Raw genomic sequence first — 17,967 nt, 5'->3', positions numbered from 1 at the left:
GCATGCGTTTAATTTATTGGTTAATTTAACCATAAACGAATGTTATAATAAAAACGCTACATCATTATATTAAGACCTATGAGGTTTTTAAGCAATATGCTTATTTAACCTCATAGGTCTCCAGAGAAATTAAAATTTAATCTTCAAAGTACATTTTTTGCGGTTTTCGTCATTAGTCAACCCATCGGGTAGAGTGATCCGTAAACCTTTAGCGTTCTGCTTCCATTTGATATTAAATTCCTCATCTTCCATAAAAAGCTGCTTTACTTTTAAAATTGCTGTAGACAGGGATTTAACGATTAATTCGCCATGATTGAATTCTAAAAGTTCGATGTTAAGTTCGTCTGTTTCGCCTGAGTAGAAAATAATTGGGTTAACTTCGTAAATATGAAGCTGGTTACTGCTCTGCTCATCGGTTTTTAAAGCAATTTTTCTGCTTACTGCCATCTTTGACTGATTTGAGTTAATTTAAGAATGAGGTTTAATTTACCGGTGGAAAATTATAAGGTCTCCATTTGTTGTTTTGTAAATTTATACTTTTTTTAAGCGGAAAACTTTGGTTTCGTGAGCGGTTACCTCGCCATTCCATTTGTTGTTTTTGCCAATTATTTTATGCTGCCATAAATCTTTAATTTCGTATTTATCGGCTAAACCAAGTTCCGCAAAATTTATTTTGGCATTTTGTGTCGAGCTTGATTTATTTAACACTGCAACGGCAAAATCGCCATTGGCCAACGGACGCACAAAAACATCCCATATATCGGTCTTGATTTTTCTTTCGGCCTGTTTACCTAAGGCATCCTGATTTAATGCAATGATTTCGATGTTGGTAAAAATGGTTTTTGCTTCGTCGTCCATCTTACGGATATCGCAGCTGGCATATAATGGCGAATTCAGCATACTGTATAAACTCATTTGGCTTTGGTATTCGGCCTTTGTACAGCCATTACCATTAAAAGCTGATGACGGACCTTTTGTGCCATGCAAACCGGCTACCAACATATCGCCATCGTTCCACCTGCCCGGGCCAGAAAAGCTGGCCAATCCGGCTGTTTTATCAACCACGTTATAAATACCTACACCACCTTTACCTTCAATATCCATCCACTTATCCCTGATATCGTAAGTGGTACGCCAGCTTTGTCCGCCAACCTGTGCGCCCCAGTTCCAGGGTTCGCGCGGGCCCCATTCGCAAATACCGAAAACAATATCCCTACCTGATTTACGCAGTGCCTGAGCCATTGTACCATAACGTTTTTTAGCAGTTTCTACATCTTCAGGTGCATTGCAATAATCATATTTTAAGTAATCTACTCCCCATGAAGCAAAAGTTTTGGCATCTTGTTGCTCAAAATTTAAACTTGCAGTATATTGGCCACAAGTTAACGGAGCGGCATCAGAATAGATCCCCAATTTCATCCCTTTACTGTGCAGGTAATCGGCCAGGGCTTTAATACCCGAAGGAAATTTCCTCGGATCGGCAATGATGTTATTTTTATTATCACGACCGCCCTGCCAGCAATCATCTAAAAAGATATACTGATAACCTGCTTTCACCATTCCGCTGCTGACCATGGCATCGGCCATTTCTTTAATGTCCTTTTCGTTTGGATTTTCTGACATGATGTTCCAGCTCATCCAACCCATTGGCGGTGTGGAAGCTAAAATTTTTTCCTGCGCAAAGCTGATTTGAGCAAATAAAAATAGGGCAAAACAGATTTTGATAAATTTCATATTTTCTTTGATAAATAGTTCTTCAATTCTTAGGAGAATAATCGTCATTCCCGCGCAGGCGGGAATCTTAATGCAACATATAGACCTGGCTTAAGCATTAAGATTCCCAATCGAGTTGGGAATGACGAACTATGTATGTTACTTAATCGGTTTGATATAATAACTGTAATGGTAATCTTTAAACGGGATCTGGTATTGGATCAGCGGCATTGAGCCCCAACTGTCAATTCCCTGTACCCCCAGCTGCTGCAGATCCATGTGTACATAAATCTGGTTGCGTTTTACTAATTCTCCGGAGTGGTATTGTTTTTTCTCGGCTTCCGGATCAAGGTCTTCTACCGCATAAGGCAGTGCGTTAAAACTTAACAATTGATCGGCAAATTCGAAGCGCAAACCTTTACCTGCTTTATTGGTAAAATTTACCCAACGTACTTCAGTTTTGTTACCACTTTCCTGCGGACGGGCATAAGCAAAATACTGATCAGAAACCGTTGATTTGTAGGTACCAATTAAAGAAGCTGTTTTACGGTCTATATAATTTTCGCCCGGACCACGGCCATACCATTGGATATTGCTGAAATCGTTTTTTAACTGCAGATCGTTACCGATACGCATTAAACTTTTGTAATTACCGGTTACGGCTTTAAATTGATTGCTTACTTTGATCGTTCCATCGGCCAAAACATTAAATTCCTGCGTAGTTTCGGCATCGCCTTTCAGTAAGCTTGATTTAACGGTTAAGGTAAAACCATCGGCTGTTGAATTTACGGTAGATTTTATATTAGCGGCAGCATTATCCTGGTATACATTACGCCACATGCGTAATTTTGTATTTAAGCCTGCACCAATATCATTATCGGTAGGTGCACGGTAAAAGCCAGGTTGTGGACCAGAGGCCAATAATTCTTGCCCTTTTGATAAATAACTGATTATTGTTCCTTTGGTTAAATCGAAAGTAATCATAAAATCACTTCCTTTAACTACTGCCCTATCGGCTGTTTGTTCTACTTTTAAGGCTTTTTTGCCTGCAGCATAAACATTAGCTTTAGGGGTACCTGCCAAAGCAATCTGCTCGTAAGCAACTTCGTAACCTTTTTCTAAAAATGGCTCAGGTGTTTTTAAACGGTAGCGCACATTTAAAAAATATTCTTTGCCCGCGGCATAATTGGTTTTAAATGGTATGGTTAAGGTTTGCGATTGGCGTGGACCAATATTCAAGTTACTTACCACACCTGTCTGGATTACTTTTCCATCTTCTACCAGTTCCCAGTTTAGTTGTACGTTGCTGATATCTTTAAAGAAATAGCTGTTGTTTATATTGATCTGATTGGTGCCGTTAAAGGTCGTTTTAATATACTGGTGCACTTTCTTAAGTTCAACAGCCATTGGCGTCATGCCTCGGTATGCGGTTACCACACCTTTTACGCAGAAATCGTTATCGCTGAAGTTCTCATCAACCGGTCCGCTTAAAGGGAAATCTCCTCCATAAGCCATGATACGTTTACCATTTTTAACGGTATCAATCGCCTGGTCGATCCATTCCCAAACAAAACCACCCTGAAGTTTCGGGTTATTTTCGATGGCATCCCAATACTCTTTAAAATTACCCAAACTATTGCCCATAATGTGTGCATATTCGCTCATGATAAATGGACGGGTTTCTTTTTCCTGTTTTGAATAACGCGGCAAATAATTTGGCGATGGGTATTGCGGAACGATCATATCGGTATTGAAATCGTTCTCTGCCCTTTCATACTGTACAGGGCGTAAATCTTTTGTTTTAAGCCATTGGTAAGCTTCGTAAAAGTTAACGCCATTACCTGCTTCGTTCCCTAAAGACCAGGTGATTACCGATGCATGGTTTTTATCGCGTTCATACATCCTGGTAATGCGCTCAAGATGAGGATTTCTCCATTGTTTGTCGTTGGCAAATGTGGTTTCTAAACTGTAATAACGGCCATGTGATTCGATATTGGCTTCGTCTATCACGTATAAACCGTATTCATCACAAAGTTCCATCCAATAAGGATCTGGCGGATAATGAGAATGACGAACTGCATTTACATTCAGCTTTTTCATCATTTCCATATCTTTTTCCATATCGGCATGAGTTAAGGTATGGCCCTGGGTAGCATTATGCTCGTGCCTGTTTACGCCTTTTAAAAATACGCGTTTACCGTTAACCAGTAAATCGCTTCCTTTAATTTCAACAGAACGGAAACCTACACGTTGAGGGATCACTTCGATTATTTTATTGTTTTTATCTTTTAAAGTAATGTACAGGGTATATAGATAAGGAATTTCTGCCGACCAGGTTTTTACATTACTGACCTGCGTTTTAATGGAAAGGTTGGTTTTAAAATTACCCAGCACTTTTTGAAGTGTGGTTTCGTCTTTCCAAATTTTGTTTCCCTTTGCATCAACCAGATCAAGCGCTACATAAAAACTATCCGGACGGCTGTGGTTGGTGCGCTGATCTATTCTATAATTTTCTACAGCTAGATCAACATTTAACAATCCGCTGGTGTAAGTGGCATCGAGATTACCTATCACCTTGAAATCGCGAATATCCATTTTTGGGGTAGAATAGAGATAAACTTCGCGTTCGATACCCGAGATGCGCCACATATCCTGACATTCTAAATAACTGCCATCGCTCCACCTGTAAACCTGAAGTGCAATGGTATTTTCTCCGGGTTTAACAAATTTTGTGATATCGAATTCGGCAGCAAGCTTGCTATCTTCACTATAACCCACTTTTTTCCCATTTACCCAAATGTAAAAGGCCGATTTAACAGCTCCTAAGTTGATAAATACCTGTCTTCCATCCCAATTGGCCGGAATGTTGATCTTTTTACGGTAAGAACCTACCGGATTATTGTCTGCCGGAATATCGAAAGGTGGATTCATTTTGGCTCCGGTTAACTGTCGGCCGGCAAACTCGTAAGGCTGGTTTACGTAAATAGGCAAGCCGTAGCCGTTCACTTCCCAGTTGGCCGGAACTTTAAAATTATCCCAGGTTTTATCGTCGAAATCTACTTTATAAAAATCTGTTGGTCTTTTGCGGGGATCTTTTACCCAGTTAAATTTCCAGGTACCATTTAAGGATAAAAAAAAGGCTGATTTTTCTTTCGCTCGTTTAGCAGCCAGCTCCTGATTTTCGAAAGCAAAGGCCGATGCGCGCATGGGTAAACGGTTTACCGAAACTACTTCAGGAGTTTGCAGTTCGGAAGGCAGATCCTGCGCGCCGATCTGCCCGGCAATAAATAATAATGTAAATAAAATGGTTAATTTCTTTTTCATTTTGTATGTTAAAATTGGTCTTGTGGAACCAAATTACTGATGATTAGTTTATGGTGATGAAATTGTTTCTGCGCAAACGTTTGAGTTTTAAAGATGTTACGGAGCTGTTAATTTGTAAGCATGAAATGGATAAAAGAGAGTTGTTAGTTTTACGATTGATTATTTAGTAGCAGTTTTACCATTAAGAAGTTAAGAAAATTAAGTTCTATGGTCTAGGATTAAGTTTACAGCATAAAGTTATCACTCTTAAAACAGAAAAAACCCTTTGCCACCTCCGGCGGCAAGGGTTCACTAACTAAACTAACTACTATTTTAAAAATTCTAATTCGAAGTTTTTCAGGTAAGGTTTACCATCAAAACCGAAATCAGGAAGGATATTAATCTTCATCCAATATAACGCTAAGGCAGAAACATCACTTACTGTAGATGGAATAGATAATGATGAAGTTACTGGCTCTGCTGTTGTTCCCGGAGGATAAGCATTACCTAAATTAGCCCAACTATATACACCAGAAAGTGACATATTATAACCCACCGGGGCTTTATTGAAAAATGTGCCTTCTGTTCCTTCATCCATTGGCCAAAAGCCTACCAAATTGTTATAATTAGGGTGTTTGGTAATGTCTTTAAGGCCAACATTACTTTTTATCGTTGCTTCATTTAACGCAGTATTAAAATAAGCCAAATTAGCGCCATAAAACGATGTAGGGGTATCATTATCTCCAGGTCTGTGGCCTACTCTAAATGCCTCAGTTGTGCTTAAACTCTTTCTGGCAATAATGTTTGTTGCAGTTGCATTTTGGCGTTTACCATCTATATACATAATTAGGTTTCGGGTAGTAGAATTAATATACTCAACAGTCATTGTTAAAGTATGCCAATCTGTACCAGGAGCGTCTGTTGATGATGTTTCCGATTTACCAGATCCACCATTCAAACTCCCGCCTACAGTTACAACCCACTTACCTCCAGGATAATATGCCCATTGCCAGCCAGTAATTATCTGACTACTAAGATTAGTACTCTTGCTAAAAAAGCTTGAGTATCCACTTGGAACAGCATTAAATTTTACATCCATTTGAACGGTAAAACTATTAGTTTCACCGGCGTCGTAAAGATTATTGTCGTTACTTAAAGTAGCCCTACCCGTACCATTATTAAAAAGTACTGGATTGAAACCTGATTTTTTTAACTCAAATGCTTTAAAAGAAGGGTTGTAAACCAAGGTAAAGCCATTAGTTGGGTTTGCACTGCTACCACCATGATTACTGGTTACTATGACCAGCCAATCTTCGTTAGCATAATTTTTTCTTGCTTTTAAAGCGGTTAAAATGTTACCAACATATTCATCGGCTTTTACAATGGCATTTTTATAGTTGGCATTGGCAGCTACATAACCTCCGTTAGCGCCAGCGGATTCAACTTCTCTAAAGTTTACAAATATGGTTCCCAAACCGGTTTGGCTATTTAGAATGCTCACCGTACTGTCTTTAACAGCGATATCATTTGCCACAACAGGTGCAAAATCTGCATTTTTCATATAATTCCGCAAATTAGCCCACGGGGTAACGAAAGCTGTTTTTACCGATTTATATTGTGTAATATAATCAAATACGTTACGGTAAGATACAATGGTGGCATGCTCATCTACACCAGAACCTGATGCACGTTCGAAATTATCAGTACTGATCTGGTGTTTCACAAAACTGGTACCGGTTAACATCGATACCCATCCTGCTGCATCAGAAGCTGTTTTTAAAGTACTATAAGAATATTTAGCATTCTTCTGCAGGGTTGTAATATTGGTTGGCGCAACAGTTTGTAATTCTGAACCTGTTAATCCATCAATACTGATGACCAAAATTTTGCGTTGCCCGGCAGAGAGTGGTTTCAGGTCTTCGTAAATTGCTGGTGGATTAGCATATTTTTTACAGGCTGAGAAACAAAGTGGAATAAACAATGCAAAAGCAGTGTAATATTTATATTTATTTAAAATCTTCATTTTCGTTAAATTAGAGGTTATTTAATTACGCCCAACTCAGCCATAGCTGCATAAGGGAATGAGGCCACAGGTGTATTCCAGCCATCTTTCAGTATAACTTTAAAAAACTTATTAAATACTGGTCCATTAGGAAATGTGAACTCATAACGTGCAAATGCATTTGGGATTTGTGTTGTACCCACACTTGTAAAATTAACATTATCACTACTCACTAATATTTCTATATTTTTTACCCGTTGAGCAGTAGAATTTCGCGGAACGAAATACATTCCTTTAACAGACATTCTTTTGTTTTCGCTATATACAAGCGTATATGGATAGCCTTGTGCCGTAGTTGGTGCAGGGCTATACTGAGAATGCCAATATGTTGCTGTATTATTATCAAGCATGGCTGCAGGACTACCTTCGTTAGACTGACTGGAACTTACTGTTACACTTGGTGCAAAAGAAATTACCGAAGTACCACCTGTTTTATTCAAAGGATTAAAAGTCCAAACCTGATTCGCTAAAATTGGATATTTAGCTGAAACTTTGGCCACAACAGCATCACTTATAGAAATCCCCCAAGCATCAAAAAATGGCGCCAGATCTATTTTAGTATAATCAGATAGCTTTTCATAAACAAAATTATGCTTATTGATATCATTCGTATTTAAACGATCAGCATGGCGGGCCTGCGTATATAAATAAGTCATTGCGCCGTAACCATACTTTTCAAAAATCTGTACGAAAGGCGTCATCTTCATAAAAGGCCCTTCATCCACGGTATTCATTGCAGCATCTGTATCAAAGTTTTTGGTTCCTGTACCACTTGCATAAGTAATCGCCTTAGGAAAACCACTGGAAACTGCAGGGTGTAGAATATTGTAGTTGGCACCAATCCTGTTGGCCACTTTAAAGCTAAACAGGTTGTTGGTGGTTTCGCCCAAAGTACTCCAGCTCCATACATTTGCCTGTTGACAGTTATGTCCAAACTCGTGATAGGTACCCCATTGGCCCGAACTGGTAGAGATTGAATTTAAGCTGGTAAAACTGGCAAACCAATACGAATCGTTTAAGCCCACAAAAGGAAAACCAGAGTGACCATAGCCTAAACTAAGCTGAATATCGAGTACTCCGCGCCACTGACTTTGAGGGCTACGGTCTCTAATATCGGCAGCATTATCTGATAAACCCATCCAGGAATTATAATCCAGGTCGAAAACATCATTCCATTTGCTAAATACTGCTGTTGGATTGGTGAAAGGCTCGCTTGAATTAAATGTAGCCATTACCTTATCCCTTGGAATGGTGAAAATAACACTTTTAGCCCTTAGCTCTAACCAGGGCACTTGTGAGGCCTTAACTTTCGCTACCCAATCGGCATCACTGATTTGGCCTAAAATAAAATCGGGCGATACCACAGCACCAGTAATGGTAAAGGTAACCGGATTAGCATAAGCGAAAGTAGCCAAAATGTAAATATGACCGCCGTAAAGGTTACGGATATAATTTATCCCGGCAACCAGTTTTTTTCTGTTATATATCACCGGATCGCGCAGCAGTGGAAATTTACCAGCCAGGTTATCGGTATGTGCACCAATCTGTACGGTTAAACCGTCAACCCCTGCCGGAACCACAAGTTTGATCAGCTCACCCGGGGCAGCGTAGTAACCTGTACTGTATTGTGGCGACGGCGCTTCTGAAATTCTTAAGTTTTGTGCAGTTTGATCGGTAAAGTTAAGATTAAGTGTAAACTGAGTCTCTTTTACCCTGGGTTCTGTTTGATCTACCAAACCGGGAAATACCCTTGCCTTGGCATACATCGACTTATCGATCAGTTTCATATTGGTATCGATGCTTCCTTCGGCTACATTCTGCGAATCATCGGGATAACCATCCGGAACTTCATAGCCATATTTTTTACAGGCAGTAAATGCCACCAAAATAGACAGGCCAAATATTTTAGTTAATTGATTAAATTTCATTTTATCAATATTTAAAGTTAATTAGTCGGTAATGATACAGTTGGGATATATAACCTGCCTGTTAAACCCCATTGAGGTGAAACAGCAATATTTAACCAATTGTAAATAAGTAGTGGAATATCTACACCATTAGGTACAGAGAGGTATGCTGCAGGAGAAATATCGGGCGAGATATTTGGCGAAATTTCTTCAAAACCAGCAAATGTTACGTTACTGCTGTAAGTAAAATTGTTTCCTTTACCCGATTGATCCAACATCGTGGTTCCGCTTGTTTCATTTCCTGGCCAGAAACCTAGTAAATTGTTATAAAACGGCGTACTCGGTTTAATCTGCGTTCTCATGATGGCGGCTACATCAGTTGCAGACATGTTTACGTTGAACAAGGCTACATCTCTGATTAAAAGATTGGTTTGTGTATCGCCATTGGTACCTACATCGCCACCTAACCGAAGCGGAATGTTGTTATCTATATTTCTTCCGTTTATAGATCCTGAATATCTGGTTAGCCCATCAACATACAAAGTAAGTGTTCTTACACCGTTTAACAGGCCAATGGTGAAAGCTACAGTGTGCCAGCGTCCATCGCGTATATCAATACCAAAACCCGGACGTGGAGTACCACCCCAATCTAACTGTGCGGAGTTTGCGCCGAACAAAAAGCCCCATCCGGTAGATGAAACGGAGTTAAAAGCATTTCTTTTTGCCAAAAACATTGGGTAATAATTTGCTTGCCCATAATCATCCCTAAATTTGAACATAAAGGTAAAATCGCCTGTGGTACCAAAATTGCCAATCGCGGTATTATTTTGAATAGCGGTAACATTAGAATTGGTTGTTGCAATAAAACGTGGACCTGTGCCTACGAATGGATAGCTATTGGGGTCTGGCTGTGAAATCAATACCGACGAAAAACGGGGGTTATAAAAAGCGATGTATGCATTTCGTGAAGCATCGTTAAAAATATTTGTACCTGGAGCACCGCCTGATGGGCCACCGCCTTTATTTGAAGCAATTACCACCAACCAGTTCTCTCCTGAATATCCTTTTCTGGCTTTTAGCGCAGTTAGTATTTCGCCGATGTAACCATCTATGCTTTTTATAGCGGCCGCATAAGCAGGTGTTGCAGCGGTATAGCCATTAGCTGCTCCGGCAGTTTCAGCGCTGTGAAACTGTGCCACTACCATTGATGGATTATTGCTGGTTAACTCGGTAACTACTCCGCTTTTTACGGCAGCATCGTCTGCAACATTTTGTTTTACAGTTGCATCGCCAGCCAGTTTATCATTAAAAACGGTTGTTGAGGCGATTGAAACCGTTCTGGCATTATTGAGCGAACTTTTAATCCTCGTAAAAACCGTAGGGGTAGTTTGCAGGTTTAAACCCGAAAAATCTTCGCTGGTTACATTGTGTTTGGTATAATCGTAACCGGTTAGCATGGTTGTCCAGGCCGAGGCATTGGTAATTACGTTATATTTATTATCAGCCAAACCTTCGTAAGTGTAGGTGGCTTTGGCATTAATCTGAGCCAGATTGGTGGGCGCCAATGCTTTTATTGCGGCACCAGTTACACCATCCAAAACGATATAAAGTACCTTTTTACCGGCACCTAAACCTAGCGTATCGTTTCTGAAATTTTGTGGCAATGTATTTTCAAAATCCTTATTACACCCGGTGGCCATAAGGAATAGCCCAAATACCAGGCAAAAGCCCAGGTATTTAAAGGTTGCTGTTAATGTAAATCCTTTTTTCATCTCTTTTATGTTTGAAACTATACTGATCAATTGGCAAAATTTAGGCGTATGATATTGTGTGGTAAGGTGCCGTTAAAGCGAAGGATATCGCCCACTAAAATCACCTGCGTACCTGTAGCAACTGAGGTTTCTACCATATCGTAAATTGCCCCCTGAAAACCACCAGTATTGTTATACCCTACTGCTAGCTGCCCGTTGGCTTCTAAAACCATAAAACCCTGGCGCAGGTAATCGCCATATTTATTAAAAGAGCCGCTTACAATAATTTTCCCATTGTTAAGCTGCCCCACAAAATTGGTAATGCCCCCGGTAATGGGCTGACCTGTAAAGGTTGTTACATTAGAGCCATCAGCATTTAACAGGTTAATACCTGATGCTGCTTTACCATTAAAACTAGTGAAAGTACCTCCCACTACAATTTTGTTGGTAGTAGCATTGTACCTTATCGAAATGATATCGCTATTGGCACCAGAACCTGCATTAAAACTATTATCTACACTACCATCAAGGTTTAACCTTACAATTTTATTGGCCTGCGTACCATTAAACGTACTAAATGTACCCACCAGGATCAGCTTTCCATCGCTTTGCATCATGGCATCTAAAATAATTCCGTTAGCACCTATTGCACTTTGACGGGTAGATTTATTGTAGTGGAATGTCGAATCCATGGTGCCATCCATATTTACCCTTACTACCTGGCGCATACGTGTATAGTCGTACACTTTTTCATCATAACTGGAGTTTGGCAAATACATGCGTTTGTAGTTATTAAAGTTACCTACCAGATAAACCTGCTCGTTAAATACAAAGGTTTTTCTAACCAAGCCATCAACACCGGCATTAAATGCGGCAACGGTATCGCCATTTTTATAGGTCTCCTGAGGTTTAGGATTAATTACATCCCTGAGGATCAAACTATCCAATGTACCATTGGTATTTAAGCGGGCCACATTGTTTAAGGTTTGACGGTTGATGCGGGTAGAGTTAAAACTGGTAAAACTACCAGCGATGATGTATTTACCAGCCTGCGATCCGGTTGGGATGCGCGTAATAGAATAGATTGACTTATCGGCACCACCTGCTCCTTTCCCAAAATTAACGCCACTGGTGGAGTAAGCTCCACTTCCTAAAATCTGTGCAATGCCTCCGATGGGTAACTTTTCAGTTCCATTTAATTCAAAATCATTAAAGGCACCTCCCAGAAAATAGTTACCCCCGGGTAAAGCCTCAATATCGAATATGGTACTTGGGCTAAAGCCATTGTTGCTGCTATTTGTTGCACCATTAATCACTTTCCAGCTGGCATCAACACTTACTTTGCCTCCCACTTTAACAATCGGACCGAAAAAACTTTGTCCCTGTGAAGTAATCCACATACTGCCTGTACTGGCCGTTAAAGGAACTTTGAAAGTTAAAGTACTATCATTGGTAGATGCAGTAACTACTTCGGCTTCTATTTCGTTTACATATACTTTAAAATCGTTGATGTATTTACTCAGGCCTTTTACCCTTACTGTTAAAACATCTCCTGCATTTACCACATCTGGTTCAATTGTTTTGGAAACGAAGGTGAGATCCAATGGCTTCTTACCTCCGGCATAAGGATCCTGGCCGAGGCCCTTTTCCTTTTGGCAAGAAACTAAAGCTGTTGTTAAGCCTATTGCCCCGAACAAAAACAGCTTAAATTTATATTTTATGTTATTTAACATTTTATTCAATTTATGGATGAGATAATAGGGCTATTTTGTTGGTGGATTAATACCCGCGGATATGGCCTGCTCGATAAAAACATTGGTGTTAAAGCCGAAATTATGCCTGATCTTGGTTAGCACATGCAAAACGCCATTAGTGGGCTGAATATCTGAGGTAGCAATCGGAATGTTGATCAATGATACCTGAGGATTAGACAGATCGGGAATATAGGCAAGATACAATTGGCGGTAACCAGCATAAGCTACCCTCGAAAGTTCTTCGCCTTTATCGCTATACACCACTGCATCATTAAAAACCACCCCAATATTCATAATCCTGCCACTATAAGAGGTATAACCCTGACCAGGAAAAGCGAGGTAAGATAAAGTATCACGCTGAGGATAATCTTTTAAGCGGTTGCTACCTTTAAATATATATTGTGATAATATATTCTTCCATACTTCAGGTTTAATCTGAGATAATTGAGAAACGGTATCTTTACCAGTAACCCTTAATCTTACATTTAAGCCCTTAATGGATTTAAAAATCGAACCGCTTGGCGGTGCAAAAAATGTGATGTTCTCTTTGCTGATCACATCGGCCAAACCGGCAAGTTTAATCACCGTTAGGGTTGAATCGAAAAATGGTTTCTTTTCTTCCATGTACTGCATAATATTGCCATTATACTTTGCTTCATGTACTCCCGTTTCCATGTAGTATTTTTTACAGCCGGTTAAAACTGATAATACGCAGATTACTAAAAACAGCAGTGTTTTATAATTCTTTTTCATCATCATATCTATTAGTTCCAAAAATTATTACCAATTAAACCTGGGTTTGCACTACGCTCGGCAGCAGTAATGGTAAGCGGCCATGTCCATGCACCTGCATTGAGGTTAGCTACCGATATAGGCGCATTGGTGAAATCGGAATTCAGTACCCTCTTTGTTCTTACCAGATCGAAAAAGAACTGCCCTTCGCCAATTAGCTCCCTGCACCTTTCTTTATAAATCTCATCTTTTAAATCCTGTCCGCTTTGCGTAATCATTGGTGCATTGGCGGCTACGGTTACCCTGTTTGCAAAATCTCTCGCGCCGCTTTCGTCGCCAAGCTCTGCAAGTGCTTCAGCAGTTAACAAATAGCAATCAGGTAACCTGAAAATGATGGCACTATCATCACTTGTGATGGATATGGCACTACCCGATCCGGTTGAATAAATATTTGCAAATTTTTTGAACTGGAAAGCTCCCCCCTGAGCATCATAGTTTTCAAACCAGGTAGTTATCCTTGCATCTGCAGATCCCGGAGGATAAAGTTTACGGATATATTCGGTTGAATAAGCTATAGAACTTTGCGTTTTGGTTACATTGCCCTGATATGGGTAATGTGATAAGTAAAATGACATACTTGCAGGCAAAGAAAATCCTTCTCCATAATTAAAATCCTGTAAAATACCGAACAGATTTTCAGAACTTCTTCCTTTAAAAATTTTAAGGGTGTTGGCAGGGGTAATGGGCAATATCTTATAATTACTATAAGTATCCAATTCGGCAGACAGTGTTTTTACCGCATCGTAATATTTGGTTTTAACTCCGGTATCCCATGCTGCAGCCCACATATTTAAATGCATTAACAGCGCCACTGCCGATGCTCTTGTAGGTCTGAAACCATTGGATGTGGCATCGTTATAGAAAGTTGGCAGATCATTTTTTGCTGCAGTCATATCTGCAATACATTTATTCATTACCGTTACTTGCGATATTCTGCCAAGTGGAGTACTGTGGTAAGCATCTGTATAATAAATGGCATCGCCAAATAACTTACAGATAAACATGTAGCTCAGGTTGCGCAAAAAAACAGCCTCTGCTTTATAGCGTTTTTTATCAGCATCGGGCAAACTTGATGAAGGCACTTTATCAACTTCAAAGTACAAGATATTAGCCGCAGCCACTACATCGTACCATTCTTTCCAGCTCATAATGTTTTTCATCATGCCATTAAACCTTCCTGAACTGGCAACCAGAAATTTCATATTGTTACCTGTAAGTGCAAGAAAAGTATTTCCGCCATCGTTACTTAAGCTCCCTATAGCAACCTTATTGCCCCTCATTTCTAATGCAGGGAAGAATGCGCGGTCATCTTCATTAAAAAAGGTTGGTGTACCTGCCACTTTTGATTTTAACCGTGAGTAAATTCCGTTTGTAAATCCCTCTACATCTTCACGTGTTTTCCAAAAGTTATTTCCACTCTGTGCTTCAATTGGTGTTACGTTTAGAAATTTTTTGCAGCCAAAGGCAGTAAAAACCAGTGCAGCAATCAGAATTATGTATTTTGTATTTTTCATCTGTCTAATTTTTAAAACTCAATGTTTAAACCTAATGTAAACTGCTTTGGAGAAGGATAACCCCCTGAGTCATCTCTACCTAAACTGGTCACATTTTCAGGGTTTGGCCCGGAGTAACGTGTGATAAAACCAAGGTTTGCCGCAGTAACATTGATACTTACCCTGTTCATTCCAAACCTGCTGGTAAATTTCTTATCAAAGATGTAATACACTTTAATTGAGTTTAACTTGAAGTAAGAGCCATCTTCCTGAAATACCGTTTGGTTTAACCTGAAAGGATCGATAATACGTGCACGCACAAAATCTAAAGGATTGGCATAAGTTGCATTCTGGCCAGGTGCACTCCAATAGTTCAGCTGATCCAGAGGTACCAAACTGCCTAATTGCTGGAAATTGGTATAGTTCTGTAATTGCTTACCTAATGGGTTATTAATAATATCGCGAACCAGGGTAAAGGACGTGTTTACCTCTATACTCCAGTTTTTCCATTGCAGGTAGGAATAAAAGCCTCCTGTGATCTGTGGCTGAGAATTACCAGCAATCACCCTGTCATTACCATCAAGTACATAATTTCCATCCAGATCGGTAAAAACAGGATCTCCTGCCTTAAAATAATTTAAACGGCCGGTACCTCCTACGCGGTAAGGCAAACCTGTATTCGGATCAACCGGTACCTGGGCATTGGTAGAGTAAACACCTTTTGTGTTGTATAGGTAGTTAGATAACGAGTTGGTTCCTAGGCGATAATAAGTGTCTTGTTGTAAGGCTTTATCATAATAAATAAAATCTCTCAAATTATCAGGCAATTGTGCTAAAATTTCCCTGTTGATGGCTAAGTTTCCTGATATTGTCCACTTAAACGGGCTTGTAGGATTTAATGGGCGGGCAGTTGTTTGAAATTCCCATCCGTAGTTTACATTACTGATTTCGTTAGAGGCAACTGTTTCGAAGGAGTTGGCACTTGAAATATCCTTATACCTGAAAATATTATCATTTTGTTTGTAATAGGTATCAAAAACGAATGAAAAACGGTTTTGGAACAAGCTAAAATCAACACCGGCATTATAAGTGGTAGCTCTTGTAGGTTGTAAATCTAAATTTGGCAACCTTTTTAAATCTAATATGATAGAATTGGAATTATTATAACGGTTCCCTCCCACATATTTACCATAGGCATCAAAAACTCCACCTACCGGCTGTATGTTAGAGCCATAACTTAAACGGATGTCGGCATAATCGACCCATTTAATGTTCTGCAAAAACCTTTCTTTATTAAAGTTCCACTTTAAGGCAAAAGATGGATTGGCAACATAACGGGCATTTTCTCCATTGGCCGAGTTGGCATCTAAGCGATAGTTAAAATCCAATACATATTTTTGCTTATAGTTATAAGAAAATGCACCTGCAAAGGCCACACTCCTGGCGTCGTTATAATCAATGGTTCCGCCTAAAGATGTCAGGTAATCGGTCATATTGGTTAAAGGACCTCTTAACTGATCATTAACCCCTCTTTCGTTCAGTATGGCGTCGGCTTTAAAAAAGCTCGAATTGATCTCCGTAAAGGCAAAAAGGTTAAAGGTGTGCGTATCTTCTCCTGCAGCATCTTTTAAACCATATACATAAGAGAACTGGTTACGGTTATATAACTTAGTAGCGCGATCGTTATAAGTATAATATTTCGATTGATTTCCATTTAACGCCGCTGGTGAAAAATTATCTTTAGTACCGGTGCTATTGGTATAGTTTAAGAAAGTAGCTATCCTAAAATTCTTAAAAAGCTCGTATTCTGCATTGATGGTTGCAAAAGTTTGTAATGATTTATTATCATTATCGGTTTGCAGCTGTGCCAGTACCCCACTTTGCGATGAGAATAGTGATGGTGAAGGCAATAGGCTTGAGGCCTGGCCAGTGGTGGCTAAACCACTATTTAAGAAACCGTTGCCGCTGCCGACCTGTTGTTTTTGGATTGAATTTTGCAATTGACCATATAACTTAAATTTAGGTGTAGGATTGTATTGCATATTCATGTTAAGGTTATACCTCGAATAACCTGTATTCTCCTGGATTCCCGTCTCATCATAGGCACCTAAACCTACTTTATAGTTAAATGCTACATCACCGCCCGAAATGCTTACATTATGGGTTTGATTGAAAGTATTTCTGTAAAAATAGGATTGCCAATCTGTTGAATTATTAAAGTAAGCATTTAAGCTATCTGCTAAAATGGGACTATCATTGATCCCATCTACTGCATGATTATAACTGGTATCATTCTGCAAAATCTGATTAATCCGCAACAGCCGTTCACCTTTACCTCCAATAACACTGCGCAATTGAGGAACCATTGAAAAGAAGGATGCACCTGTATAACGGACTACCGGAACTTTAGAATTACCGCGTTTGGTGGTTACTAAAATAACCCCATAAGCACCCCTCGATCCGTATAAGGAAGTAGCAGCCGCATCTTTTAATGTCGTAATATCTTCAATATCTTCTGGTGGAATCTGAGAAATAGGTGATACACCCGGACCTGCCTGTTGAAAGCCGTACGAATAATTGGTGTTGTCATCAACAGGTACGCCATCAATTACAAACAATGGTGAAGTTGGGGTTAAGAAACTCGAACTTCCTGAACCTGATACGTTTATGTTTGAGATACCACGTAGGGTAATAGAACCCCTGAAACCCGGCGCACCAGTATTATTCTGAATGTTAAGCCCGGCAACTTTACCTTGTAAAAGCGACATGATATCACTTGCAGGCTGCCCCTGGATATCTTTACCCGAAATAGTCACGGTAGAACCTGTAGTTAAAGTCCTTGTTTTAGTTTGATAACCAGCGGTAACCGTAACCTCTTTAAGGGTAGCGTTATCGCCCTGTAAAGTAAGGTTAATGGTGGTTCTTCCGTTTACCTTGATGATTTGGGTGACATAACTTAAATATTTAAAGGTAATTTCTGCATTTGATGCTACGGTAACCCTGTAACGGCCATCGCCGTCGGTTTGACCTAAAACCCTGCCTGCGCTTAAAATACTTACGCCGGGCATGGTTTCTTTCTTTTTGGATTCGCCATCATAAACCGTACCTGTAACCGCAATTTGCTGTTGTGCCAGGGCGAGATTTTGCAAACCAAAAATCAATAAAATTACTATGCTGTAAAAATACTTCATT

Annotated in this window: 10 protein-coding genes; all 10 read right to left on the bottom strand. The window is 39.7% G+C overall.

Going from position 1 to position 17,967, the window contains the following annotated elements; translation table 11 throughout:
• Positions 1-129 precede the first annotated feature (129 nt).
• Complete coding sequence (locus H9L23_RS04980; protein ID WP_187593937.1) at positions 130-447, bottom strand: hypothetical protein; 318 nt, start codon at positions 445-447, stop codon at positions 130-132.
• Between the two features lie 84 nt (positions 448-531).
• Positions 532-1,734 carry a glycoside hydrolase family 27 protein gene (locus H9L23_RS04975; protein WP_223191038.1) on the bottom strand — a complete coding sequence of 401 codons (1,203 nt, stop codon included), beginning with the start codon at positions 1,732-1,734 and terminating at the stop codon, positions 532-534.
• Between the two features lie 138 nt (positions 1,735-1,872).
• Positions 1,873-5,037: a glycoside hydrolase family 2 TIM barrel-domain containing protein gene (locus H9L23_RS04970; RefSeq protein ID WP_187593935.1), complete on the bottom strand. Its 3,165-nt coding sequence runs from the start codon at positions 5,035-5,037 to the stop codon at positions 1,873-1,875.
• A gap of 307 nt (positions 5,038-5,344) precedes the next feature.
• Entirely contained in the window at positions 5,345-7,039 is a 1,695-nt protein-coding gene (locus tag H9L23_RS04965; protein ID WP_187593934.1) for an alkaline phosphatase family protein, read from the bottom strand.
• A 17-nt stretch (positions 7,040-7,056) separates the two neighbouring features.
• Positions 7,057-9,006: a M60 family metallopeptidase gene (locus H9L23_RS04960; RefSeq protein WP_187593933.1), complete on the bottom strand. Its 1,950-nt coding sequence runs from the start codon at positions 9,004-9,006 to the stop codon at positions 7,057-7,059.
• Between the two features lie 17 nt (positions 9,007-9,023).
• Complete coding sequence (locus tag H9L23_RS04955; RefSeq protein WP_187593932.1) at positions 9,024-10,757, bottom strand: DUF4983 domain-containing protein; 1,734 nt, start codon at positions 10,755-10,757, stop codon at positions 9,024-9,026.
• 26 nt (positions 10,758-10,783) lie between these two features.
• Positions 10,784-12,469, bottom strand: a complete 1,686-nt coding sequence (locus tag H9L23_RS04950; RefSeq protein ID WP_187593931.1) for a DUF5008 domain-containing protein — start codon at positions 12,467-12,469, stop codon at positions 10,784-10,786.
• 30 nt (positions 12,470-12,499) lie between these two features.
• On the bottom strand, positions 12,500-13,264 hold the full coding sequence (locus tag H9L23_RS04945) for a fasciclin domain-containing protein (RefSeq protein WP_246474850.1): 765 nt from the start codon (positions 13,262-13,264) through the stop codon (positions 12,500-12,502).
• Entirely contained in the window at positions 13,255-14,796 is a 1,542-nt protein-coding gene (locus tag H9L23_RS04940; protein WP_187593930.1) for a RagB/SusD family nutrient uptake outer membrane protein, read from the bottom strand. The genes H9L23_RS04945 and H9L23_RS04940 overlap by 10 nt, the downstream gene beginning before the upstream one ends.
• Positions 14,797-14,807: 11 nt before the next feature.
• Positions 14,808-17,966 carry a SusC/RagA family TonB-linked outer membrane protein gene (locus H9L23_RS04935; RefSeq protein WP_187593929.1) on the bottom strand — a complete coding sequence of 1,053 codons (3,159 nt, stop codon included), beginning with the start codon at positions 17,964-17,966 and terminating at the stop codon, positions 14,808-14,810.
• Position 17,967 lies beyond the last annotated feature (1 nt).

Origin of the sequence: Pedobacter roseus, assembly GCF_014395225.1 — a bacterium.
Taxonomy (GTDB): Bacteria; Bacteroidota; Bacteroidia; order Sphingobacteriales; family Sphingobacteriaceae; genus Pedobacter; species Pedobacter roseus.
This window is presented reverse-complemented; position numbering and strand designations above follow the sequence as displayed.